The sequence below is a fragment of the Pseudomonas sp. SID14000 genome (assembly GCF_002165135.1).
Taxonomy (GTDB): domain Bacteria; phylum Pseudomonadota; class Gammaproteobacteria; order Pseudomonadales; family Pseudomonadaceae; genus Aquipseudomonas.
In genome coordinates, this window is the sequence record NZ_NFZQ01000015.1 from 64,081 (window position 1) to 88,729 (window position 24,649).

The 24,649-nt window shown below is 63.1% G+C and carries 20 protein-coding genes; 7 read left to right on the top strand and 13 right to left on the bottom strand.

From position 1 onward, the window contains the following. Positions 1-108: 108 nt before the first annotated feature. The 5 genes from CAY82_RS21215 to CAY82_RS21235 form a co-directional block, all read right to left on the bottom strand. Positions 109-726: an FKBP-type peptidyl-prolyl cis-trans isomerase gene (locus CAY82_RS21215; RefSeq protein ID WP_087502923.1), complete on the bottom strand. Its 618-nt coding sequence runs from the start codon at positions 724-726 to the stop codon at positions 109-111. A gap of 85 nt (positions 727-811) precedes the next feature. Beyond that, positions 812-1,117 (bottom strand): DUF6482 family protein, encoded by a 306-nt coding sequence (locus CAY82_RS21220; protein WP_013970818.1) that lies wholly within the window; start codon positions 1,115-1,117, stop codon positions 812-814. A 158-nt stretch (positions 1,118-1,275) separates the two neighbouring features. Continuing rightward, positions 1,276-1,764 (bottom strand): TIGR00645 family protein, encoded by a 489-nt coding sequence (locus tag CAY82_RS21225; RefSeq protein ID WP_003247486.1) that lies wholly within the window; start codon positions 1,762-1,764, stop codon positions 1,276-1,278. A 152-nt stretch (positions 1,765-1,916) separates the two neighbouring features. Continuing rightward, positions 1,917-2,255 carry a hypothetical protein gene (locus CAY82_RS21230; RefSeq protein WP_003247487.1) on the bottom strand — a complete coding sequence of 113 codons (339 nt, stop codon included), beginning with the start codon at positions 2,253-2,255 and terminating at the stop codon, positions 1,917-1,919. Between the two features lie 160 nt (positions 2,256-2,415). After that, complete coding sequence (locus CAY82_RS21235; RefSeq protein WP_087502924.1) at positions 2,416-4,854, bottom strand: Lon protease family protein; 2,439 nt, start codon at positions 4,852-4,854, stop codon at positions 2,416-2,418. Between the two features lie 253 nt (positions 4,855-5,107). Here CAY82_RS21235 and CAY82_RS21240 point away from each other — a divergent pair, with 253 nt between their 5' ends. From CAY82_RS21240 to CAY82_RS21255, 4 genes are all read left to right on the top strand, one after another. Further along, on the top strand, positions 5,108-5,596 hold the full coding sequence (locus CAY82_RS21240) for a DUF3015 domain-containing protein (protein WP_087502925.1): 489 nt from the start codon (positions 5,108-5,110) through the stop codon (positions 5,594-5,596). Between the two features lie 73 nt (positions 5,597-5,669). Further along, positions 5,670-7,523: a DUF4105 domain-containing protein gene (locus CAY82_RS21245; protein ID WP_087502926.1), complete on the top strand. Its 1,854-nt coding sequence runs from the start codon at positions 5,670-5,672 to the stop codon at positions 7,521-7,523. A 240-nt stretch (positions 7,524-7,763) separates the two neighbouring features. Then, positions 7,764-8,120, top strand: a complete 357-nt coding sequence (locus CAY82_RS21250) for a hypothetical protein (protein ID WP_087502927.1) — start codon at positions 7,764-7,766, stop codon at positions 8,118-8,120. A gap of 67 nt (positions 8,121-8,187) precedes the next feature. Further along, positions 8,188-8,685 (top strand): GreA/GreB family elongation factor, encoded by a 498-nt coding sequence (locus tag CAY82_RS21255; RefSeq protein WP_087502928.1) that lies wholly within the window; start codon positions 8,188-8,190, stop codon positions 8,683-8,685. Between the two features lie 122 nt (positions 8,686-8,807). Here the strand turns inward: CAY82_RS21255 and gdhA are convergent, their stop codons facing one another. The 3 genes from gdhA to CAY82_RS21270 all read right to left on the bottom strand — a co-directional run bounded on the left by gdhA (position 8,808) and on the right by CAY82_RS21270 (position 12,829). Continuing rightward, positions 8,808-10,148 (bottom strand): NADP-specific glutamate dehydrogenase, encoded by a 1,341-nt coding sequence (gene gdhA, locus CAY82_RS21260; protein WP_087502929.1) that lies wholly within the window; start codon positions 10,146-10,148, stop codon positions 8,808-8,810. 315 nt (positions 10,149-10,463) lie between these two features. Further along, positions 10,464-12,131, bottom strand: coding sequence for an energy-dependent translational throttle protein EttA (gene ettA / locus CAY82_RS21265; RefSeq protein WP_087502930.1), 1,668 nt, complete (start codon positions 12,129-12,131; stop codon positions 10,464-10,466). Between the two features lie 293 nt (positions 12,132-12,424). Next, the gene (locus CAY82_RS21270; RefSeq protein WP_087502931.1) at positions 12,425-12,829 is read right to left on the bottom strand and encodes a hypothetical protein; all 405 of its coding nucleotides are present in this window, start codon (positions 12,827-12,829) and stop codon (positions 12,425-12,427) included. Between the two features lie 248 nt (positions 12,830-13,077). Between CAY82_RS21270 and CAY82_RS21275 the strand changes: the two genes are divergently transcribed. The 3 genes from CAY82_RS21275 (at position 13,078) to CAY82_RS21290 (ending at position 19,728) form a co-directional block, all read left to right on the top strand. Continuing rightward, positions 13,078-16,908, top strand: a complete 3,831-nt coding sequence (locus tag CAY82_RS21275; RefSeq protein WP_087502932.1) for a bifunctional diguanylate cyclase/phosphodiesterase — start codon at positions 13,078-13,080, stop codon at positions 16,906-16,908. Positions 16,909-17,242: 334 nt separating this feature from the next. Then, a complete protein-coding gene (glyA, locus tag CAY82_RS21285; protein ID WP_087502934.1) occupies positions 17,243-18,496 on the top strand; it encodes a serine hydroxymethyltransferase in 1,254 nt (417 codons plus the stop codon). Between the two features lie 278 nt (positions 18,497-18,774). Further along, a complete protein-coding gene (locus CAY82_RS21290) occupies positions 18,775-19,728 on the top strand; it encodes an arsenic resistance protein (RefSeq protein ID WP_087502935.1) in 954 nt (317 codons plus the stop codon). A 23-nt stretch (positions 19,729-19,751) separates the two neighbouring features. Here the strand turns inward: CAY82_RS21290 and CAY82_RS21295 are convergent, their stop codons facing one another. The 5 genes from CAY82_RS21295 to CAY82_RS21315 form a co-directional block, all read right to left on the bottom strand. Continuing rightward, complete coding sequence (locus CAY82_RS21295) at positions 19,752-20,075, bottom strand: RidA family protein (protein ID WP_052970534.1); 324 nt, start codon at positions 20,073-20,075, stop codon at positions 19,752-19,754. A 44-nt stretch (positions 20,076-20,119) separates the two neighbouring features. Next, entirely contained in the window at positions 20,120-21,538 is a 1,419-nt protein-coding gene (locus CAY82_RS21300; RefSeq protein WP_087502936.1) for an aldehyde dehydrogenase family protein, read from the bottom strand. Between the two features lie 12 nt (positions 21,539-21,550). Next, the gene (locus CAY82_RS21305) at positions 21,551-22,594 is read right to left on the bottom strand and encodes a homoserine dehydrogenase (RefSeq protein WP_087502937.1); all 1,044 of its coding nucleotides are present in this window, start codon (positions 22,592-22,594) and stop codon (positions 21,551-21,553) included. A 209-nt stretch (positions 22,595-22,803) separates the two neighbouring features. Beyond that, positions 22,804-23,241 carry an Lrp/AsnC family transcriptional regulator gene (locus CAY82_RS21310; protein ID WP_015268886.1) on the bottom strand — a complete coding sequence of 146 codons (438 nt, stop codon included), beginning with the start codon at positions 23,239-23,241 and terminating at the stop codon, positions 22,804-22,806. Continuing rightward, complete coding sequence (locus CAY82_RS21315) at positions 23,238-24,626, bottom strand: threonine synthase (RefSeq protein WP_087502938.1); 1,389 nt, start codon at positions 24,624-24,626, stop codon at positions 23,238-23,240. Before CAY82_RS21315 ends, CAY82_RS21310 begins: the two co-directional genes overlap by 4 nt. Between the last annotated feature and the right edge of the window lie 23 nt (positions 24,627-24,649).

Below are 24,649 nucleotides of genomic sequence, written 5' to 3' on the forward strand. Positions count from 1 at the left end.
GAGGGCTTCGCCCTCGATCGCGACACAAGGCCGCTCCTACAGGTGTATGCGTTCCCCTGTAGGAGCGGCCTTGTGTCGCGAATGGGCCGCAAAGCGGCCCCAGCGGTATTACAGAACGTCGAGCAGCTCGACGTCGAACACCAGCACGCTGTGCGGCGGGATGCTGCCAACGCCTTGGGCGCCGTAGGCCAGCTCGCTCGGCACGTACAGGCGCCATTTGCTGCCAGCGTTCATCAGCTGCAGGGCTTCGGTCCAGCCAGCGATCACACCACCCACCGGGAATTCAGCCGGCTGACCACGGTCGTAGGAGCTGTCGAACACAGTGCCGTCGATCAGGGTGCCGTGGTAGTGCGTGCGCACGCTGTCTTCGCGGGTCGGCTTGGCGCCTTCGCCAGCAGTCAACACTTCGAACTGCAGGCCCGAGGCCAGGGTGGTGATGCCGTCACGCTTGGCGTTCTCGGCCAGGAATGCCTTGCCAGCAGCAGCAGCGGCTTCAGCCTTGGCAGCCGCTTCGGCTTGCATCACGTCGCGGATGACCTTGAAGCTGGCCGACAGGTCGGCTTCGCTGACGCGGCTGTCGGCGCCGTTGAAGGCATCGGTCAGACCAGCCAGGATGGCTTCCAGGCTGACGCCTGGTGGCGGGTTGTCGCGCAGTTGGCCGCCCAACTGACGGCCGATGCCGTAGCTGACGCGAGTTTCGTCGGTGGACAGGTTGAGTTCGGACATTGTCGTGCTCCACTGCAGGGCGCAGTGAAGCCGCGCCCTTGATGAAAAGGGCGAGCAGCCTAGCACACTGGGGCGCTGCGAGCAGCTACCAGGCCGAGCGCTGGGAAATCGGCACCTTCAAGTCTTCTTCCGGGTGCGTGCCCATGCCGCACATTTCGTCCTGCACCGACCAATGCACCAGGTTCATCGAAACCATGGGGATGGTTTGCAGCAACTTGCGCGCATCCTCCACCGAATGCACGCGCAAGCGTTCACCACGGGTGTCTGACAGGGGGTGGGGGTGGCCTTTGATCCGGGCCTCGAGCAGGTAGTCACCGCCTTCGATGGCGATCAGGTTCAGTTCGTCGACATGGCCAGCCCTGGCTTCGGTATTGAGCTGATGCAGGTTCATGAGAGCACCTCGCGATGGGAACCACGCATGAGAGCTCATTTTTTGTACAGAAAGGGCGAATGCACAAGGCATGACTGACGCCGCTCGTCAGTTGGTCTGTGCCGGCCTCTTCGCGGGCTTGCCCGCTCCCACAGGGATTGCGAAGAGGCCTGAAAGGCTCAGTGCTTGGTCAGCTTGTCCAGGTAGCCCATGCAGAATGCCGAGACCACGAAGGTCATGTGGATGATCACATACCACATCAGGTAATCGGTGGAGATGTTCTGCGCGTCCATGAACACCCGCAGCAGGTGGATGGACGAAATGGCTACAATCGACGCAGCAACCTTCATCTTCAGCGACGAAGAGTCCATCTTGCCCAGCCAGTTGAGCTTTTCCTTGCTCTCGTCGATGTCCAGTTGGGAGACGAAGTTCTCGTAGCCGGAGATCATCACCATCACCAGCAGGCCACCCACCAGCGACATGTCGATCAGCGACAGGATCACCAGGATCAGATCGGCTTCGCTAAGGGCAAAGACGTTGGGCAGGACGTGGACCACTTCCTGGAAGAATTTCAGCGCCAGGGCCAGCAGGCCGAGGGACAGGCCAAAGTAGATAGGGGCGAGCAGCCAGCGCGAGGCATACATCGCGTTTTCGAGGATACGTTCCATGGAGTGTCGGGACTCATCAGGTGACTAAAAAAGCGACGGCGAGTATAGCCAGCCACCTGTTACAGCAAAAGCCCGGGGCTGCCATGCAGCCCATTCGCTTGTAGGAGCAGCCTTGTGCTGCGAATGGGCCGCGAAGCGGCCCCCTGCATCAATCAGGTCTCAGGATGAAACTGGTAATCCCCCAGATTCCGACACCGCTCACCATTGATCCGCCGCAACTGTGCCTGCAAATGCAAACACCAGATCTGCGGATCCTCGGCCACCTGATACCCATGCAAGGTCAGGCTGTCGACAATGGCATTGAGCACCGATTCGGCCACCAGCGGCCCATGGAACGGTCCTTGGGCCTTGATCGCGGACGGTTGCTCACCGGCCATGCCGGCGGCGAACAGCAGTGTCCACATGCCGTTGTCCCCGGCCAGCGGGCGGATGCTGCATTCGATGCGGGTCACCAGGCCCAGGCACTGGCGTGTGAGGCTGAGATTGCGCATGGCCGCGCCCCCTCCAATGAGCCTTGTTCAGCCTGAACCTCAGGCTGTTTCCATCCTGAACGCTGATACCGTCCTAAGTTCCAGCATAGAAGAACAGTCCAGAAAGATGGAAAACCGGCGCTGAACGGTAGCACATCGCCGCTAGCGCCGGATTCTTGACTCAGGCCGGCTTGGCCTGGGCAATCACCTCTTCCAGACGCTCCTTCTCCGCCTTCTCGATTTCTTCCTCGCCGATCATCTCGGCAATCTCACGCAGGCGCTCCACCACCCGGGCGTTGACGCTGCCTTCGGTGAACTGGCCCTTGTCATCCAGTATCCCGGCCTCCTCACCCACCAGCAGGCTCAACGCCTCGTCGGCCTGGCTGACCGCGTACACGTGGAACATGCCGTTTTCCACAGCCTGCAGCACGCGCTCGTCGAGCATCAGCGTGGCGACGTTGGCACGCGGGATGATCACCCCCTGCTCGCCGGTCAGGCCACGCGCCTCGCACAGGCGGAAAAAGCCCTCGATCTTCTCGTTGACCCCGCCCACCGCCTGTACTTCACCAAACTGGTTGATCGAACCGGTAATGGCGAAGCACTGCTTGAGCGGCGTGCGCGACAAGGCCGAGATCAGCGTGCAGGCTTCGCCCAGCGAGGCGCTGTCACCGTCCACATAGCCGTAGGATTGCTCCAGAGCGATGCTCGCCGAGATCGCCAGCGGGAACTCCTGGGCATAGCGGCTGCCCAGGTAGCCGGTGAGGATCATCACACCCTTGGAGTGGATCGGCTGGCCGAGGTTGACCTCTCGCTCGATGTCGACGATACCGCTGCCGCCAGGGTACACGGTAGCGGAGATACGCGCCGGCATGCCGAACGCCGAATCCCCCACTTCCAGCACGGTCAGGCCGTTGCACTTGCCGATGGCCGCGCCTTCAGTGTCGATCAGGATGATGCCGGCGAGCATGTCGTCCAGCACCCGCTGCGAAACACGCCCGGTGCGGGTGGCCTTGGCCCTGAGCGCGCGCTCGATGTGCCCGGCGTCGGTCATTTCGTCACTGGCCAGCTGGCGGATGAAATCGGCTTCGCTGACCAGCTGGAACAGGTCGCCGATACGCGCCGACAGGCGCGACTGGTTTTCTGCCAGACGAGCACTGTAGGTGGCCAGGCGCGCTACCGCGTCACTGGTCAGTGGCGCCATGCCCTCTTCGTTGGTACGGGTGCGCAACAGCTGGGCGAACTGCTCCAGGTTCTCGTCGACCATGGGCATGTCTTCGTCGAAATCCACCAGCACCCGGAACATCTCCTGGAAGTCCGGGTCGTGGTCCTGCAGCGCGTAGTACAGCTGGCGCGAACCGATGATGACCAGCTTGATGTTCAGCGGGATCATCTGCGGCGTCAGGCTGACGGTAGCAACCCGGCCCAGCTCGCCCAGTGGCGACTCCATCTTCAACTTGCGCGACTGCAGCGCACGCTTGAGCGCATCCCAGACGAACGGCTCGCCCAGCATCTTCTCGGCTTCCAGAATCAGGAAGCCGCCGTTGGCCCGATGCAGCGCGCCCGGACGCAACTGGCGGTACGAGGTGTACAGCGCCCCCTGGTCGGTGCTGTATTCGATACGGCCAAACAGGTTGTCGTAGGTCGGGTGCGGCTCGAACACCACCGGCGCACCGCCGTCGGCATGGTGGCCGACCACCAGGCTGGGGGCATACTGCTCTTCCAGCAGCTTGCGCGCGGCCGCGTCGGTTTTGCTGTCATCGACCAGTTGCTCGACCACGGTACGCAGCAGGTTCAGCTGTACCGACTGCAGGTAGGCGCAGACCGCAGCGTTCTCGGCGTATTTTTCCGACAGCGGCGCCAGCAATGGCTGCAGGGCCAGGGTGATGGTTTCTTCGTTGAGTTGGCGCAGCTGGTTGTTCGACTCGCGTTTCCACTGCGGCAGGCTGGCCAGCTCTTCGTTCAGGCGCTCCTCGAGCAGGGCGATATCCTCGTGAAACTGCTCACGCACCTCTTCCGGCAACTGGGCGAACTCGGCTTCATCCAGCGCCTTGCCGTCAGCCATCGGGGTGAAAGCGACGTTGCTGGCGTCGCGGTACAGGGCCACGTCCTTTTCCAGCGAGGCGCGCTCGATCACATCCAGGGCGCGGTCGTAACGCTGGTTGAAGGCGCGGTCGATGGCGCCCTTCTTCTGTTGGTAGGACGGGTGCTCGAACACCGCCGGGAAGGTCGACAACAGGTTGTCGATCAGCCCGTTCATGTCGGCGATGAAGGCCCCGGCGCTGCCGGACGGCAATTCCAGTGCGCGAGGTTCGCGAGTGTCATCGAAGTGATTGACGTAGACCCAGTCGGCCGGGGTCTGCTGGCGCTTACCCTCGGCCTTGAGGTAGCGCTTGACGAACGAGAAACGGCCGGTGCCGGGCTCGCCCATCACGTACACGTTGTAACCGGGGCGCGGCATGGCCACGCCGAACTGCAGGGCCTCGACAGCGCGCTCCTGGCCCAGGACTCCGCGAAACGGCTCCAGATCGTCGGTATGGGTAAAGGCAAACTGCTCGGGGGAGAAACGCCGGGTCAGGGCTTCAGGCGCGAGACGCAGGCGCGCAGCGACAGGATCGGGCATTGGGTTTCCTTACTTCGGCGGGGCAGATACGCAGCATTCTGGCGCTGCCCGCGCGCGCGTTGCAAGGCTCCACGGGACTTTATGTCGCAGCCTGGGCGGGTCATGTAACAGCAAATTTTTCGCAATCAGCAACGCAACCATTAGATCGTGCCTAAACTCCAAGCTGCGCGGGTGGGTGAAATGCTTCCCCGACCTGGCAACCGAGTTGCCAGAAACCCTGACCCTTGGTTAAGACAAATAGAGAACAAATGCTATGAAACGGATTCTTCTGGGTACTCTGTTCACCGTGGTCTCAGTCAGTGCCATGGCCGAAGCGCCAGGCGGCCCGAACTGCGGCTGGGGCAACATGCTGTTCGAAGGCCAGCGCGGCACTCCGGCACACTTCCTGGCTTCCACCACCAATGGCACCTCCGGTAACGCCACCTTCGGCATGACCTCCGGCACCAACGGCTGCTCGACCAAGGCTTCGCTGACCTACGGTGGCAAGTCCTGGTTCGCCATGAACGGCATGATGAACGAGCTGTCCGAAGACATGGCCATGGGCCAGGGCGAAGCACTGACCACCTATGCCGTGGTCCTCGGCGTAGCCCCGGAAGACCGTGGCTACTTCGCATCGGTCACCCACCAGCACTTCAATCAGATCTTCAGCAGCGCCGACGTCACTGCCGAAACCGTCCACAGCAACACCCTGGCCGTCCTGAAGAACGACCCACGCCTGGCCAAGTACGCTACCGAGGCCTAAGCCCAGCTGCTCCCGCCCCGACCTGGGGCGGGTTTCGCCTTTTTTCGGCATCGTTGAGAAGTAGTTGCCCGACATGCTCAAACGCTTCGTTTCCCTGGCGCTGTGTGCCTGCGCCCCTGTTCATGCCGCGCCCGTGCTGGACCAAGGCCGTGTCCAGCAACTGGCCAACACCCCTTACTGGATTGCCCTGGGCCATTACGAAACCGCCAAGCTCGGTGGCTGGCGCAGCTATGTGGACGATGATGCGTTCTTCCTCGCAGAAGACGGCGCGCACCACCCCGACCACGAACTGCAAGCCACGGTCGAAGCGCTATACGCCCCGGCCAACCTCGGCGACAGGCACGCCCAGTGCGTGTTCCCGGCGCGCACCCGCTGGCTGCGCGAACAGCTCGACCTGCAAGATTTACCGCAACCGGACTGCCAGGAATTCACCACCTGGTACCAATCGATCGACCCGCACAGCGCGGCGCTGATCTTCCCGGCGGCCTACCTGAACAGCCCGTCATCGATGTTCGGCCACACCTTGCTGCGCATCGACCAGTCCAACACCCGCAGCGACGACACCACGCTGCTGAGCTACGCGATCAACTTTGGTGCCTATATCGAAGGCAACGACAACAGCATCCTGTACGCCTGGAAGGGCCTGATGGGTGGCTATCCGGGCCTGTTCGCGCTGATGCCCTACCAGGAAAAACTGTCCGAATACCGCAGCCTGGAAAACCGCGACCTGTGGGAGTACCAGCTGGACCTGACCCCGGAAGAAACCGGGCGCATGGTCGAGCATGTGTGGGAGCTGAAGCAGATCCAGTTCGACTACTTCTTCTTCGATGAAAACTGCTCGTACCGCCTGCTGGAGCTGCTGCAGGTGGCCCGCCCGAGCCTGAACCTGACCTCGCAGTTCCCGCTCACCGCCATCCCGACCGACACGGTGAAGGCCGTGAAGCAGTCCGGCATGGTTGCCAGCGAGACGTACCGCCCCTCTCGCGAACGTGAACTGCTGGCCCGGGCCGAGCCGCTCGATCACGGCGAAAAGCGCCAGGTGCTGGCTGTAAGCGCCGACACCGCACAACTGCAGAGCCCAGAATTCAAGGCCCTCCCCCGCGAGCGCCAGGCGCTGGTGCAGGATGCCGCGTACCGCCTGGAGCGTTACCGCGCCAATGGCCAGGCGCGCGACCCAGGGCAGGCAAAACGCAGCTTCGAACTGCTGCGGGCGATCAACAGCAACCCACCACCGCCCCTGCAGATCGAGCGCCCAGGCCTGCCCGAAGACGGTCACGACTCACGCACCTGGCAGCTGGGCGTGGGCACCCGCGAAGACCGAGCCTACGCAGAGTACGGCCTGCGCATGGCCTATCACGACCTGAATGACAACGCCTATGGCTTCCCGCTGGGGGCGCAGATCGAGATCCTGCAACTGAAGCTGCGCCAGTACGAAGGCAACGACTGGCAGGTGCAGCGCCTGGACCTGGCCACCATCCGCTCGCTGACGCCGCGCAACGAGCTGCTCAAGCCCTGGTCGTGGCAGGTGGCCGGCGGGCTGGAGCGGGTGCCAGGCAAGCATGACGACGAGGTGCTGGTGAGCCATGTGAACGGCGGAGCCGGCGGCACTTGGCAACTGGCCGACGGGTTGCTGGGCTTTGCCCTGGGCACGGTTCGGGTCGAGCACCACAATGATTTTGCCCAGTTCATCGCCCCGGCGGCGGGCTTCAATGGCGGGCTGCTGTGGCGCAACGGGCTGGGCAACATGACGCTGGAGGCCAAAGGCGATTATTTCACCAATGGCGAGGTGCGGCGCAGTGTGAGCCTGAACCAGCAGTGGGAGATCAGCCAGAACCTGGGGATACGGTTGAGTGCTTCGCGGGAGTTCAGCCACCTGGCTACAGCGCAGAACGAGGTGATGCTGGAGTTGAAGTGGTATCACTACTGAAGCGGACTTTGTGGGAGCGGCCTTGCGTCGCGAAAGGGGTGCGAAGCGCCCCCGGATTGTTGCACTCATGCAGAATTGCCGGGGCCGCTTTGCAGCCCTTTCGCGACGCAAGGCCGCTCCCACAAATGACCGCATCAAGGCTGACCTGTGTGAACCAACCGACTCTTTGACACTGTTTTGACGGCTCCCCGACAAATCGCCACCTAGACTTTCCAGTATCAACCGGAGGGCGTTGTGGTTATGTCGCGGTACTGGTTTGGGGTGTGCATGGCGTTGTTGCTGTCAGGTTGCGAAACCACCCACGAGCAGATGGTCAACCAGGGGTATCCCCCCGCCTATGCCGATGGTTTCCAGGACGGCTGCAGCAGCGGCCGCCAGGCGGCTGGGCTGATGGTTGGCGGCTTTCGCAAGAACGTGCCGCGCTACCTGCACGAGCGCCAGTACGAAAACGGCTGGGACGACGGCTTTCGCCAGTGCCACGCCATGCAGAACAGCGAAGAACAGCGCCAGTACCACGAGCGCTTCTGGGACCAGCGCGAGCGCGACTGGGAGCAGGAAAAGGACCGCGACGCCGCCCGCGCCTATCGCCACAACTGAGTCGCAAACGGACATCCCTTGAAACCGGCGACCTGCGATGATGGTCTCCTGCACAAGGAGGCCACGCATGAGCCGAGCATTCGTCAACGAAGACCAGGCCGCCGCCCAGGCTGACCAGCCGGTTGAGCGACGGGTCAGCGAACAACCCAATTATGTCACCGCCAGTGGCCTGCGCCAGCTGCAGGAGCGCGTGGCCGAGCTGAATACCCTGCGCAGCGAACTGCAGGCACTGGGCGAGCGTGGCGACAAGCAGCGGCTGGCGGATACCGAACGGGACCTGCGCTACTTCAATGCGCGGGTGCAGAGCGCCCAGGTGGTGCCGGCAGCGACGTCGCGGAGCAAGGTGCAGATTGGCAGCCGGGTGCGGTTTGTCGATGCGCAGGAGCAGGAACATGTGGTGCGGCTGGTGGGTGAGGATGAAGCCGATGCCGGGCGCGGGCTGATCAACTGGGGGTCGCCGTTAGGGCGGGCCTTGCTCGGGGCGGAGCCTGGGGATGAAGTGCTGTGGCGTAGACCGGCGGGGGATCAGGTGATCGAAGTGATTGAGGTTATGGGTGAAGATTGAGGGCCCTGGGGCTGCTTTGCAGCCCATCGCGACGCAAGGCCGCTCCCACAGGAATACGCAATTCCCTGTGGGAGCGGCCTTGTGTCGCGAAAGGGCCGCAAAGCGGCCCCAGCGATCTCGAATCAGACCACGCCCTGCGCCAGCATCGCATCGGCCACTTTCACGAAGCCCGCAATGTTCGCACCTTTGACGTAGTTGATGCTGCCATCCGCCTCTTCACCGTAGTGCACGCAAGCATGGTGAATCGACTGCATGATGTTGTGCAGCTTGCTGTCCACCTCACCGGCAGTCCACAGCAGGCGCATGGCGTTCTGCGACATCTCCAGCCCCGACACGGCTACGCCGCCAGCGTTGGAGGCCTTACCCGGGGCGTACAGGATGCCGGCTTCCAGGAAGATGTCCACCGCCTCCAGGGTGGTCGGCATGTTGGCGCCTTCGGCCACGCAGATGCAGCCATTACGCAGCAAAGTGCGGGCATCTTCGGCGTCCAGTTCGTTCTGCGTGGCACATGGCAGGGCGATGTCGCACGGCAGGCTCCATGGGGTCTGGCCCTTGCGGAACTCCAGGCCGAACTGCGCGGCCAGCTCGCTGATGCGGCCACGCTTGACGTTCTTCAACTCCATGACCGCATCCCACTGGGCATCGGTCAGGCCAGCTTCAGCGTACAGGGTGCCTTCAGAGTCGGACAACGAAATAACCTTGCCGCCCAGGTCCATGACTTTGCGCGCGGCATACTGGGCCACGTTACCCGAACCGGAAATCGCCACGCGGCAGCCATCGATACGCTTGTCCTGGCGCTTGAGCATTTCTTCGGCGAAGTACACGCAGCCGTAGCCGGTGGCTTCCGGGCGGATCAGGCTGCCGCCGTAGGTCATGCCCTTGCCGGTCAGCACCGAAGTGAACTGGTTGGCCAGGCGCTTGTACTGGCCGAACATGAAGCCGATTTCGCGGGCACCCACGCCGATGTCGCCTGCAGGGACGTCCAGGTCAGCGCCAATGTGGCGGTACAACTCGCTCATGAACGCCTGGCAGAAGCGCATGACTTCGGCGTCGCTCTTGCCTTTGGGGTCGAAGTCCGAGCCACCTTTACCGCCGCCCATGGGCAGCGAGGTGAGGGAGTTCTTGAAAACCTGCTCGAAGGCCAGGAACTTGAGTACCCCCAGGTTGACCGACGGGTGGAAGCGCAGTCCGCCCTTGTACGGACCGATGGCGCTGCTCATCTGGATGCGGTAGCCGCGGTTGACCTGCACCTTGCCCTGGTCATCAACCCAGGACACGCGGAACAGTACGGCGCGCTCGGGCTCGACCATGCGCTCCAGAATGCCGGCCTGCAGGTAATGCGGGTTGGCCTCGAGGAACGGCCACAGGCTGCGCAGCACTTCTTCCACCGCCTGGTGGAACTCAGGTTGGCCCGGGTCACGTTGCTGCAGGCGCGCGAGGAAACTGTCGACAGATTCGATCATGGTAGACATCTCACCAAGAGGATTGGACTTATTGGTTTTTTTCAGGAATGTACCAAGAAGCAAACGCACTGGAACAGGGCGAAATGTCGTTTTTTTGAAATTATTTGGTGCGTTTTCTATAACTGTATACAAATTCGCAATCAGTGTTGGCTTCTTCGCGGGTAAACCCGCTCCCACAGGAATGTCCATAGCTCTCGGGGTTTGCGCAGCTCCTCTGTGGGAGCGGGTTTACCCGCGAAGAAGCCAACGCCGCTTTCCAGCAGGCACAAAAATGGGGCCGCATAGGGCCCCATTCTTGTGCTTCGGAAAACCGGCTTACTGGGCCAGCTTCTTGTGCCGTACACGGTGCGGCTGGGCAGCAGCATCGCCCAGGCGCTTCTTGCGGTCGGCTTCGTACTCGGTGTAGTTACCCTCGAAGAACACCACGTTCGAGTCGTCTTCGTACGCCAGGATGTGGGTAGCCACACGGTCCAGGAACCAACGGTCGTGGGAGATCACGATTGCCGCGCCCGGGAAGTCCAGCAGAGCTTCCTCCAGCGAACGCAGGGTTTCGACGTCGAGGTCGTTGGACGGTTCGTCGAGCAGCAGGACGTTACCGCCCTCCTTCAGGGTCAGGGCCAGGTGCAGGCGGCCACGCTCACCACCGGACAGGTCCTTGACGAACTTCTGCTGGTCGCCACCCTTGAAGTTGAAGCGGCCTACGTAGGTACGCGACGGGATTTCGTAGTTGCCGATGCGGATAACATCGGAACCGTCGGAAACCTGCTGGAACACCGTCTTGCCGCCATCCAGGTCCTCGCGGCTCTGGTCGACGCAGGCCAGCTGCACGGTTTCACCGATCTCGATGCTGCCCGAGTCCGGCTGTTCCTTGCCCATCAGCATGCGGAACAGGGTCGACTTACCGGCGCCGTTACCACCGATCACGCCGACAATGGCGCCTTTAGGCATGGAGAACGACAGGTTGTCGATCAGCACGCGGTCGCCGTAGCCCTTGGTGACGTTCTTGAACTCGATGACCTTGTCGCCCAGGCGCGGACCGGCCGGGATGTAGATCTCGTTGGTTTCGCTGCGCTTCTGGAATTCCTGCGACTGCATTTCCTCAAAGCGCTGCAGACGGGCCTTGGACTTGGACTGGCGGGCCTTGGCGCCTTTGCGCACCCACTCCAGTTCCTCTTTCATGGCCTTCTCGTGGGCGCTCTGCTGCTTGGATTCCTGCGCCAGACGCTCGGACTTGGCTTCCAGCCAGCCCGAGTAGTTGCCTTCGTACGGGATGCCGGCGCCACGGTCCAGTTCCAGGATCCAGCCGGCGACGTTGTCGAGGAAGTAACGGTCGTGGGTAATCGCTACCACGGTGCCCGGGAAGTCGTGCAGGAAGCGCTCCAGCCAGGCCACCGAGTCGGCATCCAGGTGGTTGGTCGGTTCGTCCAGCAGCAGCATGTCGGGTGCCGACAGCAGCAGGCGGCACAGGGCCACGCGGCGCTTCTCACCACCGGACAGGTGCTCGATGCGCGCGTCCCAGGCCGGCAGGCGCAGGGCGTCGGCGGCAACGTCCAGCTGGCGCTCCAGGTTGTGGCCGTCGGCAGCCTGCAGGATGGCTTCCAGTTTGGCCTGCTCGGCGGCCAGCTTGTCGAAGTCGGCATCCGGTTCGGCGTAGGCCGCGTAGACCTCGTCCAGGCGCGCCTGGGCGTCCTTGATCACGCTGACCGCTTCCTCGACCACTTCGCGCACCGACTTGTTCGGGTCCAGTTGCGGTTCCTGTGGCAGGTAGCCAACGTTGATGTCGGGCATCGGACGGGCTTCGCCGTCGAATTCCTTGTCGACGCCCGCCATGATCCGCAGCAGGGTCGACTTACCGGCGCCGTTCAGGCCGAGCACGCCAATCTTGGCGCCCGGGAAGAACGACAGGGAAATGTTCTTGAGAATTTCCCGCTTCGGCGGCACGACCTTGCTCAGCCGATGCATGGTGTAGACGTATTGAGCCAAAACCAAGCCCTCTAATCAGATAGGTAAAGACATCGACGATCGCCCCGGCACGCTGGCCAGGGGGATGTATTTACGGGGTGTCATTGAACAAAGTCGACCATTCTACGCCAACGCGCGGCGTTGCATAGGAGGGGCGGATGGTGGGGATGGGATCGGGGGGAATCTATTGCCTGGACCGGCCTCTTCGCGGCTGAAGCCGCTCCCACAGGTACTGCACAGTTCTCGAAGGCTGTGAGAATGCCTGTGGGAGCGGCTTTAGCCGCGAAAGTGCCGGCACAGCAGCCGAAGATGGCTCAGACGTGACGCTGCTTGGCCTTGCCCCGCGGCAAGCGGCAACGGTCGCCCTGCTCGGCCAGGCGCGCGGCCCAGGCCGCTTTCACACTGAAACCGCCAACGCGGGCAGGCTGCTGCTCGGCAGCTTTGGCCGGTTTGGCGGCCGCAGGCGCTCTGCTGACGACCTTGGCAGCCGGCTTGACCTCGGCCACGGTAACTGCCGGCTCTGCTGCCGCCTTGGCGGTCTTGCGCAGTTCAGCCAGCGATGGGCTCTTGCTCTTGGCGACAGCTGCCGCCTCTGGTTTGCTCAGCGAACGCTGGCAAGACTTGCAGGATACATCCTCGGTCACGGCAGTGCTGACAAGGGTCTGACTGCTGCGCCCGCAGGCGGAATCGAGGCCATTGGTGGAAAAGTGAGTAACCAAAACCGAACATCTCCGATGCGTTGTCATTTGAAGCAGGCGCTATTCTCGCACAGGTTGCAGGGGCTTGCCGAACCACCGGGCAGGCACCACCGGTCACACTGACTGGCACTTTGCCATAATCCTAGGCATGCTAGCCCGTTTCGGGTGTCCGGCCTTATAGTGCGCCACCGCGGTCCGGCAACCAGACACCGGTACACACCGTGCATGATTCATCCCTGCCATCGCCAGCCCAATCGCAGGATCAACGCTTGACCAATCTTACTCATCCGTCGTCATTGCGTTCCGCGCCACAGGCGCCCGTCGCCTCGCTGCGCGGGTCGGTCAAGGGTGCGCTGGCGCTGCTTGCCCTGATCCTGCTGGGCTTGCTGCTGTGGCAACTGTTCGCCCAGTTCAACCATACCCAGGCAGACCTGCGCAAACAGAGCCTGGACGCCACCGCCGAACTGGCAGACCACCTGAGCCTGAACATGGCGTTCAAGGCCCAGCAGGCCGTGAATGTGATGCAACCCTACGTCAAGGCACCGACGCCCATGGCCTTGCCCAGCCTGCTGGGCACCCTGCGCGAGCGCCTGCCGACCCTGCAGAGCATGGCCTGGCTGGACACAACCGGGCAGGTGCAGGCCGACAGCCTGGCCGGCAGCCCCGACCGCCAGTTGCTTGACGAGCTACTGAGGTTGAACCAGGGTCGCCCGTACTTCTTCACCAATTCGGCCGACAAGCGCACCCTCTACCTGTTGCTACGTCAGGCCACCGAACAGGACAGCGGCTACTGGCTACTGCGCCTGTCGCAGGACTACTACCGCATTCTCACCTCCCACCTGAGCGCTGCCGGCCACCCGCTGTGGCTGCTGGAAAACAGCCGCAACGGCGAGATACTGCAAAGCCATGCGCCGACCAATACCAGCAACGAACCCCTGCAAAGCGTGATGCTGGCCTTCATCGACAACAGTACCTGGCAGCTGCGCGGCCTGTTCGACGCCAAACAGGCCCAACAGAAACTGCTACCGGCGCTGCTCGGCAAATGCTTGCTGGTGCTGTTCTGCGCCCTGCTTCCGGTGCTGGCCCTGATCAACATGCGCCGCCGCCAACGGGCGCTGCAGGAAGACCGCCGGCGCTACCAGGAAATCTTCGAAGGTACAGGCGTGGCCTTGTGCGTGCTCGACCTCTCCAGCCTGCCCGGCCAACTCGACCGCTATCACCTGCGCAACCGTGCCGCGCTCAAGCACAGCCTGGCCCTGGACCCGAACCTGCGCCGCTCGCTGCTGCTGGAGCTGAAGATCACCGAGATCAACCAGGTGGCCCGCCAGTTGTTGAACATCAACTGCCACGAAGGTGCCTGGCGACGCCTGATCGACGGCACTGGCGATGGCCGCGACAGCGTCGGCATGCAACTGATCGACGCGCTGATCGAGCAACGCCCGCTGCTGGAGCTGGAAGTACGCCTGCCAGCGCCGCTGGGTGGCGAGTTGCACCTGTGGCTGATGGCCCGCCTGCCGCAGCAGCGCCGTGATTATCAGGCGGTCATCCTCAGCATCAGCGACATTACCAGCCGCAAGCAGGTGGAGCTGTCGCTGCTGGAACGCGAAAGCTTCTGGTCGGATGTGGTACGCACCGTACCCGACCAGCTGTACGTGCAGGACGTGCTCAACCAGCGGATGATCTTCAGCAACCGCCACCTCGGCCAGACCCTGGGCTACGACCGTACCGAGCTGGCGCAGATGGGCGACCGCTTCTGGGAACTGCTGCTGCACCCCGAGGACGCGGCGCACTACCAGGCATTGCGCCAGCAGCAGCGCGACAGCGGCCATGACCAGCCGCTGCACTGCCAACTGCGCTTCCGCCACCGTGATGGCGGCTGGCGCTGCTACGACATCCGCGAACAGGTACTGACCCGTGACGCCGATGGCCTGGTGACGCGCATCATCGGCGTGGGCAAGGACGTGACGGTGCAGATCGAGGCCAGCCAGTCGCTGCGCGACAGCGAACAGCGCTACCGCATGCTCGCCGAAAGCATCAGCGACGTGATTTTCTCCACCGACAGCCTGCTCAAGCTCAACTACGTCAGCCCCTCGGTGCAGGGCGTGCTGGGCTACCAGGCCGACTGGATCTTCACCAACGGCTGGCAGTCGATCATCGCCAACCCGTCCCAGCTCACCGGCATCTACAGCCTGATGGAGCGCGTCAGCAAGGCCATGGGCGACCCGGCCCAACTGGCTCAGCTGCGCACCCAGCTGCCGACGCAGTTATTCCTGTTCGACTGCCTGCGCGCCGATGGTCGCAAGATCCCCATCGAACTGCGCCTGGTGCTGGTGTGGGACGACGAAGAACGCTTTGAAGGCGTGCTCGGGGTGGGCCGCGACATCAGCCAGCAACGCCGCGCCGAGAAAGACCTGCGCATGGCTGCGACGGTATTCGAGCACTCCACCTCGGCGATCCTCATCACCGACCCGGCCGGCTATATCGTCCAGGCCAACGAAGCGTTCAGCCGCGTCAGTGGTTACGCCGTCAGCGAGGTGCTCGACCAGTTGCCGGGCCTGCTCACCGTCGACGATCAGCAGGAAGGCCACCTGCGCTACGTGGTCAAGCAGCTGCACCAGCGCGGCAGCTGGGAGGGCGAGGTATGGCTCAAGCGCCGCGACGGCGACCACTACCCGGCCTGGGTCGGCATCACCGCGGTGCTGGACGATGAAGGCGACCTGGCCAGCTACGTGTGCTTCTTCACCGACATCAGCGAGCGCAAGGCCAGCGAACAGCGTATCCACCGCCTGGCCTACTACGATGCCCTCACCCACCTGCCCAACCGCACGTTGTTCCAGGACCGGCTGTACAACGCCCTGCAGCAGGCCGAGCGGCAAAAGGCCTGGGTGGTGCTGATGTTCCTCGACCTGGACCGTTTCAAGCCGATCAACGACTCCCTCGGCCACGCCGCCGGCGACCGCATGCTCAAGGACATGGCCCAGCGCCTGCTGGCCTGTGTGGATAACGACGACACCGTGGCGCGCATGGGCGGCGACGAGTTCACCCTGCTGCTGCAACCGCGCGCTACCCGCGAGATGGCACTCAACCGCGCCATCCACGTGGCCGAGAACATCCTCGGCAGCCTGGTGCGGCCGTTCGTGCTGGAAAACCGCGAGTTCTTCGTTACCGCCAGTATCGGCATCGCCCTCAGCCCGCAGGATGGCAGCGAGCTGAGCCAGTTGATGAAAAACGCCGACACCGCCATGTACCACGCCAAGGAGCGCGGCAAGAACAACTTCCAGTTCTACCAGGCGGAGATGAACGCCAGTGCCCTGGAACGCCTGGAGCTGGAGAGCGACCTGCGCCATGCCATGGAGCAGAACGAGTTCATTCTCTACTACCAACCGCAGTTCAGCGGCGACGGCAAGCGCCTTACCGGCGCCGAAGCCCTGCTGCGCTGGCGCCACCCGACCCGCGGCCTGGTGCCGCCGGGCGATTTCATACCGGTGATCGAGGAACTTGGCCTGGTGGTGGACGTGGGAGACTGGGTACTGCGCGAGGCCAGCCGCCAGCTCAAGGCCTGGCACAAGGCCAAGGTGCGCGTGCCGAAGGTGTCGGTGAACATCTCGGCGCGGCAGTTCTCCGACGGCCAACTGGGTACACGCATCGCCAACATCCTGGAGGAAAGCGGCCTGCCGCCAGCGTGCCTGGAGCTGGAGCTGACCGAAAGCATCCTGATGCGCGAGGTGAACGAAGCGCTGCAGATTCTCGTCAGCCTGAAAAACCTTGGCCTGAGCATCGCGGTGGATGACTTCGGTACCGGCTACTCATCGCTGAACTACCTCAAGCAGTTCCCCATCGACGTGCTGAAGATCGACCGCACCTTCGTCGACGGCCTGCCCGAAGGCGAGCAGGATGCGCAGATTGCCCGGGCGATCATTGCCATGGCCCACAGCCTCAACCTGGCGGTGATCGCCGAAGGGGTGGAAACCCACGAGCAACTGGAATTCCTGCGCGAGCATGGTTGCGACGAGGTGCAGGGCTACCTGTTCGGGCGGCCGATGCCGGCGAATCAGTTCGAGGCGCAGTTCGCCAACGAGACGCTGTTCATGTTCCATTGACCCCGACGCCTGCGCGGACTCTTGTAGGAGCGGCCTTGCGTCGCGAAAGGACCGCAACGCGGTCCCGACGATTTCGGCGGCAACGCTGCAATCGTGGGGCCGCTGCGCGCCCCTTTCGCGACACAAGGCCGCTCCTACAGGGACCGCGCCCGGCCTGACACGCGCGCCTGTAAAAACGGACCTGCGAGTCAACTCCGATCCCCGCCCAGCCCAGACACGGCGCGGGATGCAATATGAAGCCCATTGGTCCGCGACTTGATGCCACTTCATATGCCAGTCGCGAATCAATCGGTTAGAATGCCCCCCCAATTCACCCCGATCCTTGAGGACCGCCATGTTCAGCCGTGATTTGACCATTGCCAAGTACGACGCCGAGCTGTTCGAAGCCATGCAGCAAGAAGCTCTGCGCCAGGAAGAGCATATCGAGCTGATCGCTTCGGAAAACTACACCAGCCCGGCAGTCATGGAAGCCCAGGGCTCGGTCCTGACCAACAAGTACGCCGAAGGCTACCCGGGCAAGCGCTACTACGGTGGTTGCGAGTACGTCGACGTCGTCGAGCAACTGGCCATCGACCGTGCCAAGGAGCTGTTCGGCGCTGACTACGCCAACGTCCAGCCGCACGCCGGCTCCCAAGCCAACGCTGCCGTCTACCTGGCCCTGCTGTCGGCCGGTGACACCATCCTGGGCATGAGCCTGGCCCACGGTGGCCACCTGACCCACGGTGCTTCCGTCAGCTCTTCGGGCAAGCTGTACAACGCCATCCAGTACGGCATCGACAGCAACGGCCTGATCGACTACGACGAAGTCGAGCGCCTGGCTGTCGAGCACAAGCCGAAGATGATCGTTGCCGGCTTCTCGGCCTACTCGCAGGTTCTGGACTTCGCCCGCTTCCGCGCCATCGCCGACAAGGTCGGTGCCTACCTGTTCGTCGACATGGCCCACGTTGCCGGCCTGGTTGCCGCTGGCGTGTACCCGAACCCTGTTCCGTTCGCCGATGTGGTCACCACCACCACCCACAAGACCCTGCGCGGCCCGCGTGGCGGCCTGATCCTCGCTCGCAAGAACGAAGAGATCGAGAAGAAGCTGAACTCCGCCGTCTTCCCGGGCGCCCAGGGTGGCCCGCTGGAGCACGTCATCGCCGCCAAGGCCATCTGCTTCAAGGAAGCCCTGCAGCCTGAGTTCAAGGCTTACCAGCAGCAAGTGGTGAAGAACACCCAGGCCATGGCCAGCGTGTTCATCGAGCGTGGTTTCGATGTGGTTTCCGGTGGCACCCAGAACCACCTGTTCCTGCTGTCGCTGATCAAGCAGGAAATCTCCGGCAAAGACGCTGACGCCGCCCTGGGCAAAGCCTTCATCACCGTCAACAAGAACTCGGTACCGAACGACCCACGTTCTCCGTTCGTCACCTCGGGCCTGCGTTTCGGTACCCCAGCCGTTACCACCCGTGGTTTCAAGGAAGCCGAGTGCCGCGAGCTGGCTGGCTGGATCTGCGACATCCTGGCTGACCTGAACAACGAAGCGGTGATCGACGCCGTACGTGAGAAGGTCAAGGCCATCTGCAAGAAGCTGCCGGTTTACGGCAACTGATTGGCGATTGCCTGACAGGAAAAAGCCCGGCCTCGTGCCGGGCTTTTTCGTTTGACGCAGGCTGCAAGACTTGAAGTCGATACGGTCAATGTGGGAGCGGCCTTGTGTCGCAAAAGGGGCGCGCAGCGGCCCCACGATTGCAACTTCGCCATCGAGATTGCCGGGACCGCTTTGCGGTCCTTTCGCGACACAAGGCCGCTCCCACAAAAACCGCGACACCGTGCTGCTATCTCGTATTACCCTGTGCCCCCTCCACAGCACCGAGCACAGGCCGGACCTTGACCAGAGAGCAACTCGAAACCCACCAGATCCCGATCTACTTCGCCGCCGTGCTGGCCGCCGTCGCCTTCGGAGTGCTGACCAGCGACACTGCGCGCCACCTGGAAGCCCTGGTCACCCCCGCCATCGCCGTGCTGATGTACGCAATGTTCCTGCAAATCCCTTTCCTTGACCTGCGCCAGGGCCTGGGCAACCGCCGCTTCATCGCCGCTCTGCTGCTGGCCAACTTCATCCTCGTGCCGCTGCTGGTCTGGCCTATCACCCGCAGCCTGATCGAACACCCGGCGATTCTCATCGGCGCGCTGCTGGTGCTGCTTACACCCTGTATCGATTACGTAGTGGTGTTCACCCACATCGGCAAAGGCGACTCCCGCCTGACCCTGGCCGCCACCCCCGTGCTGCTGTTGGTGCAACTGGCACTGCTGCCGCTCTACCTGGCCCTGATGCTGGGTGACAGCAGCAATGTGGCCATCTCCATCACCCCATTCGTGGAAGCCTTCGTGCTGTTGATCGTGCTGCCGATGGTCCTCGCCGTGCTCTCCAGCGCCGGCGCCCGTCGCTCGCGCACAGTCTCGGCCTGGAACGACGCTTGGGCGTGGATGCCGGTACCGGCCATGGCCTTGGTGCTGGTGGTAGTGATCGCCTCGCAGATTGCCGTGGTGCTGCGTGATTTCGACCGCTTGCTGCCGGTGATTCCGGTGTACATCGGCTTCATGCTGCTGGCGCCCGCGCTGGGCTTTTTATCGGCGAGGCTGCTGCGCTTGCCGGCCACCGAAGCACGCTCGGTAACCTTCAGCGCCGCCACGCGCAACTCACTGGTAGTGCTGCCGCTGGCGCTGGCGTTGCCGCAAGACATGCGCGGATTGGCGGCGGCAGCCGTGATTACACAGACATTGGTGGAGCTGGTAAGTGAACTGGTCTATATAAGAGCGGTGCCCCGAGTCGTGCGCTGACCCGGGGCATCGGTCACTCACGGTCAGGAGCGCTCAGGGCACACGGCAAACACCTGCACCTCGACCAGGTAACCCTCTCCCAAGTCTGCGCCTACGCAGGCCCGTACTGGTTTCGGACAACCCTGCAACCAGGCGTCGTACACCTCATTGACCAGGTCGAAGTGGCTGTAGTCGGCAATCCATAACTGAACCCGGGTCAAATGTTCCTTGCCGACGTTGGCCTCAGCCATCAGCCCATCGATCGTACTCAACGCCTGGCGCAACTGCCCCTGCACATCCTGCCGCAGGTCGTCCGCGACCACGCCTGCCGTTTCGAACAGGCCCCTGTAGCTCACCGCCAGCGACATCCGTTCGCCTTGTCCATACCGTTCGATCATCAAGATTCCTCCTCTTAGCCCATCTGGTTGAGACAGACGACTTTGGGCTGGGTCATGTCCTCATAGGCGAACCGCACCCCCTCGCGCCCAAGGCTCCCATATTTGGAGCCACCGAATGGCATGGCATCGAAGCGGTAGTCGGACGAGTCGTTGATCATCACGCCGCCCGCCTCGATACGCCGCGCCAGGCTCAATGCCAAGGACAGATCGCGGGTAAACACACCGGCGTGCAAGCTGTACTCCGGGGCGTTGGCCAATGCAATCGCCTGCTCGATATCCTCGAAAGGCGCCAGCATCACCACCGGTGCGAATACCTCTTCACGCCACAGCCGGCTGGCGTGGTCAACGCCTTCCAGCACCGTCGGCGCATAGGTAGCCCCTTGACGTCGATGACCGCAGAGCAAGCGAGCACCGCCCTGAAGGGCCTGGTTCACGCGCTCTTCAATCTGCCGGGCCGAGCCTTCGGTGATCATCGGTCCCATGTCGGTTGCGCGCAGGCCAGGATCACCCACCACCATCGCCTGGGTCAAGGCAACGAAGCGCTGGCGGAACGCCTCATAGATCGAAGCGTCCACCAGGATGCGCTGAGTGCCGATGCAGTTCTGCCCGGCGGCCCAGAACGCGCCAGACACACAAGACTCGACAGTAGCCTCGAGGTCGCAGTCCTTCAGCACCAGCACCGGGGCGTTGCCGCCCAGGTCCATGGCGAGTTTTTTCAGGCCTGCCCCCCGGGCAATCTGTTCGCCCGTGGCGAAGCCGCCTGTAAAGGAAATCATCCGCACTTCACGCACGGCCACCAGGGCCTTGCCCAGTTCGGCACCACCAGTGGCCACGGTGACAACGGCCTCCGGCAGCCCTGCATCGACCAGGTACTGCACCAGTTTCAAGGCAGACAGCGGGGCCAGTTCCGAGGGTTTCAGAATGACCGCATTGCCTCCAGCAATCGCTGGCCCCAGCTTGTGCGCCACCAGGTTGAGCGGGTCGTTGTAGGGGGTGATGGCCAGGATCAGCCCCAACGGCTCACGGGTGAACCAGCCCTGGCGTGACTCGGAGCCTTCATAGGCATCGAAAGGCACCACCTCGCCGGCATTGCGCCGCGCTTCCTCGGCAGACAGCTTGAGCGTGTTGATGCAGCGTTTCACCTCCTTCTCGGCCTGACGCAGGGTCTTGCCCGCTTCGTCGACAATCAGGCCGGCAAAATCTGCTGCGTCGCGTTCGATGAGCCGGGCGGCCTGCTCCAGAATGCTGGCGCGACGGTGCCGGGGCAGCGCGGCACTTTCGCGCACGCCCTGGCGGGCACGGACGAGCAGACCCGGCACGGCATCGGCCGCAAGGTTGGCGACACTGCCGACCAGGCTACCGTCGAAGGGGCTGTATACATCGATCAAGGTGGGTTGCTGGACGGCTACCCGGGACACGGAAGTCAGGCTCATGAAGGTTGCTCCTCAGGCCGAGCGGCCAGCGGTGTGGATGGCGACGATATCCGACAGCAGGGCGAATGCCGTTTCCACACGTCCCGCCCCCGGGCCGGACACGGTCACAGCGCCCAGCAATTCGGTGTTGAACGCAACCGCATTGGTGGCACCGGAAATACCCGCCAGAGGGTGGTTGCCAGGTAACAGGCGCGCCTCGACGCTGGCACGCACCGAGCCATCGGTTTCACGGCTGGCACTGCCGATCAGTTTCCAACGCTGGCCCGCCGCCTGCGCTTGCTGGATAGCGGCGCTATCGAGACTGCTGATGCCGCTGCAGGTAACGTCGCTCACCTGCAAGCAAGCGCCAAGCAGCTCGTTGGCGAGAATCACCACTTTCAGGCGCACGTCATACCCCTCCACATCGGCGGTCGGGTCTGCCTCGGCGTAGCCAAGTGCTTGTGCCTGGGCCACCGCATCGGCAAAGCCAAGCCCCTCTTCCATACGCGTCAACACATAGTTCGAGGTGCCGTTGAGGATGCCCTCGAACCCCACCAGGCCTGCGCCGGCCAACGTCTGGCGCGCCATGCGCAGCACCGGAGTACCGCTCATCACAGCGCCTTCGTATTCGAACGACACGCCATTGGCCTTGGCCAAAGCCTTCAGCGCCTGGGCATGCAAGGCAATCGGCCCCTTGTTGGTAGTGACCACATGCTTGCCCGCTTCCAGCGCCCAGCGGCAGAAGGTTGCCGCCGGTTCACCGTCCTTGGGGTTGGTGAAGGTGGCTTCGGCGATGATGTCGGCACCGGACTGCTTGATCACCGACTCGTTGAACGCCTCTGCCGAACCCTGAGGGATCTGCGCCAGCGCCCCCTTCTGAGCGGGCAGAGCAGCCAGCGTGGCCGCATCCAGGCCGTCGCGGTCGATTGCCGAACCCAGGAACAGGTCGGTGACGCCAACGATCTTCAGGCCAAAGCCCAGCTCTTGCTGCCAGCGCGCATTACGCTCGGCGATCAGTTGGGCCAGGGCACGGTTCACGCCGCCAAAGCCAACGAGTGCGATCTTGTATTCGGTCATGGTTTGCTGTCCTTTCCAGGCGATTGGTCGATGAGGACAAGCGTAAGAGCCGTGCAATGCCAGTTGAATATGGCAATCCGCTGTATTTACTGGCCAATCTGACCAGTGCCCGATGCACGCCTGAGCGCTGCCGGAATGCACAACGCCGCCAGGGCGCAGGCCCGGGCGGCGTTGTTGTAGCGAGGGTTACCAAACGGCAAGCGCGCGGCTCAGATCACCGTGGCCAGGACGAACGATGTCACGGTGTTCTCGACCCCCGGCATGGCGGCAATCTCCTTCCATACATGGTGCACCCGTTCCGGGCTGGAAGCCTCCACGCGCAGCAGCAGGTCAAATTCACCGCTGAGCACTTCACACTGGATCACCTCGGGGATCTGGCGCAACGCATCGAGCACAGCTTCTCCGCGCATGCGGTCGTAGCGGTAGACGAAGATGACCGCGTTGATCAACGAGGTCGGTCGTCGTCCCTCACCGATGCGCAGGGTATAGCCCTGGATGGCCCCGTCACGCTCCAGGCGCTCGATGCGCTGGCGTACCGCATTACGCGACAGGTTCACCTTGAGCCCCAGCTCGGCATGGGCAATGCGTGCATTGGCGGTGAGTTCGGCGAGAATACGCTCGTCCAGGGGGTCGAGGATGCGCTTCATCGGCCTGCCTGCAACCGGGCCAATATCTCATGAACCCCCGCCAGGTCCTCTGGCGCCAGCAGCGGCCCAGCGCCTGCGGTGCCAACGCCGCTGGCCGGCACCTCGCCGTGCCAGGCCCCCAGCTCCGCCAGCAGCCCGGCGGATTTTTCCGGGGCAAACTGCCCCAGCGTGACGATAGGCGCACCAATGTTGCGCCGGTGCAGACGCCCGGCGAATGCTCCGGTGGCAGCGTGTGGGTCTACTGCGCAGCCGGTTTCGTGGAACAGCGTGACGATTTCTTCGCGGATCAGCGCGTCATCCACGGCATAGGAGTCGAACAGCATGCGCGCATGCAACCACTGGCGGTTGCCGATGCTCAACTCGCCACAATCCTCGAAGTGCTCCATCAGCGCCCGGGTCGCCCCACCATCGCGGTCATACAGCTCCCAGACGAAACGCTCCAGGTTGGAGAACAGCGAGAAGTCCATGACCGGCGACAAGGTCTGGCTGGTTGAGCCACGGCTGTAGCGATTGCAGTGGATGAAACGGTGCAAGGCATCGTTGCGGTTGGTGGAGACGATGATCTGGTTGATCGGCAGGCCCATTTTCTGGGCAATGAACCCTGCGTAGATCTCGGCAAAACTGGCCGTGGGGATGCTGAAACCCACCGGCCGAATCCCCCCACCCAGCTGAAGCGCCGCGTGGAAATAGAACACGATCTGCGCCAGCACGCCGACCCAGTTGGTCGAGTTGAAGCTCACGGGAATCACCCCGGGGCATGGCCACGCACGCAGCAGCGCCGACACCAGCGACTGGCAGTCGTCAAAGCTGCCGTCCACGACCACGCAGCTTACGCTTTCGGAAGCGGCACTGCGCATCACCGCCGCCCGATCGGCCGGAGTTCCTGCATTGGGGTACAGCGCCAGCAAGCGTGCCGTAGGGCAATGCCGCAAGGCTTCGATAGCGGCCACCGCCGTATCGCCGTTGCTGGCACCGACCAGCATGACCCGGTCGCAATCGGGCCCCAGGAAATGACGGATGAGCCGCGCCTGCAACTGCGCGGCAAAATCCTTGGAGGACCGGGTAGGCCCGTGAAACAACTGCAGGATCCATTCGTTATGGCCAATCTGCTGCAACGGCGCGATGCCACGGTGCTTGAACCCACGGTAGCTGTCGCTGACCAGCGCCCTGAGGGTCGGCTCATCGAGGGTATCGCCGACAAACGGTGCCATCACCCGCCAGGCCAGTTCGTCGAACGGCAACCACGACCAGCTGGCAATTTCCTGCTGGCTGAACGTCGGCACCGCGGTCGGCACGTATAGCCCGCCATCGTCGGCCAGCCCGGAAAGCAGCGCCGTGCGAAAATCAACCCGTATCTCGTTGCCGCGCGTGGATGTGTACTGCATCGGTGCTCCAGGTAACTATTTGA

Excerpts from the sequence above, each read along its gene's own strand:
- CAY82_RS21215 (WP_087502923.1), bottom strand. The coding sequence starts at position 726 with ATGTCCGAACTCAACCTGTCCACCGACGAAACTCGCGTCAGCTACGGC.
- CAY82_RS21220 (WP_013970818.1), bottom strand. The coding sequence starts at position 1,117 with ATGAACCTGCATCAGCTCAATACCGAAGCCAGGGCTGGCCATGTCGAC.
- CAY82_RS21225 (WP_003247486.1), bottom strand. The coding sequence starts at position 1,764 with ATGGAACGTATCCTCGAAAACGCGATGTATGCCTCGCGCTGGCTGCTC.
- CAY82_RS21230 (WP_003247487.1), bottom strand. The coding sequence starts at position 2,255 with ATGCGCAATCTCAGCCTCACACGCCAGTGCCTGGGCCTGGTGACCCGC.
- CAY82_RS21235 (WP_087502924.1), bottom strand. The coding sequence starts at position 4,854 with ATGCCCGATCCTGTCGCTGCGCGCCTGCGTCTCGCGCCTGAAGCCCTG.
- CAY82_RS21240 (WP_087502925.1), top strand. The coding sequence starts at position 5,108 with ATGAAACGGATTCTTCTGGGTACTCTGTTCACCGTGGTCTCAGTCAGT.
- CAY82_RS21245 (WP_087502926.1), top strand. The coding sequence starts at position 5,670 with ATGCTCAAACGCTTCGTTTCCCTGGCGCTGTGTGCCTGCGCCCCTGTT.
- CAY82_RS21250 (WP_087502927.1), top strand. The coding sequence starts at position 7,764 with ATGTCGCGGTACTGGTTTGGGGTGTGCATGGCGTTGTTGCTGTCAGGT.
- CAY82_RS21255 (WP_087502928.1), top strand. The coding sequence starts at position 8,188 with ATGAGCCGAGCATTCGTCAACGAAGACCAGGCCGCCGCCCAGGCTGAC.
- gdhA (WP_087502929.1), bottom strand. The coding sequence starts at position 10,148 with ATGATCGAATCTGTCGACAGTTTCCTCGCGCGCCTGCAGCAACGTGAC.
- glyA (WP_087502934.1), top strand. The coding sequence starts at position 17,243 with ATGTTCAGCCGTGATTTGACCATTGCCAAGTACGACGCCGAGCTGTTC.
- CAY82_RS21295 (WP_052970534.1), bottom strand. The coding sequence starts at position 20,075 with ATGTCGCTGGCGGTGAGCTACAGGGGCCTGTTCGAAACGGCAGGCGTG.
- CAY82_RS21300 (WP_087502936.1), bottom strand. The coding sequence starts at position 21,538 with ATGAGCCTGACTTCCGTGTCCCGGGTAGCCGTCCAGCAACCCACCTTG.
- CAY82_RS21305 (WP_087502937.1), bottom strand. The coding sequence starts at position 22,594 with ATGACCGAATACAAGATCGCACTCGTTGGCTTTGGCGGCGTGAACCGT.
- CAY82_RS21310 (WP_015268886.1), bottom strand. The coding sequence starts at position 23,241 with ATGAAGCGCATCCTCGACCCCCTGGACGAGCGTATTCTCGCCGAACTC.
- CAY82_RS21315 (WP_087502938.1), bottom strand. The coding sequence starts at position 24,626 with ATGCAGTACACATCCACGCGCGGCAACGAGATACGGGTTGATTTTCGC.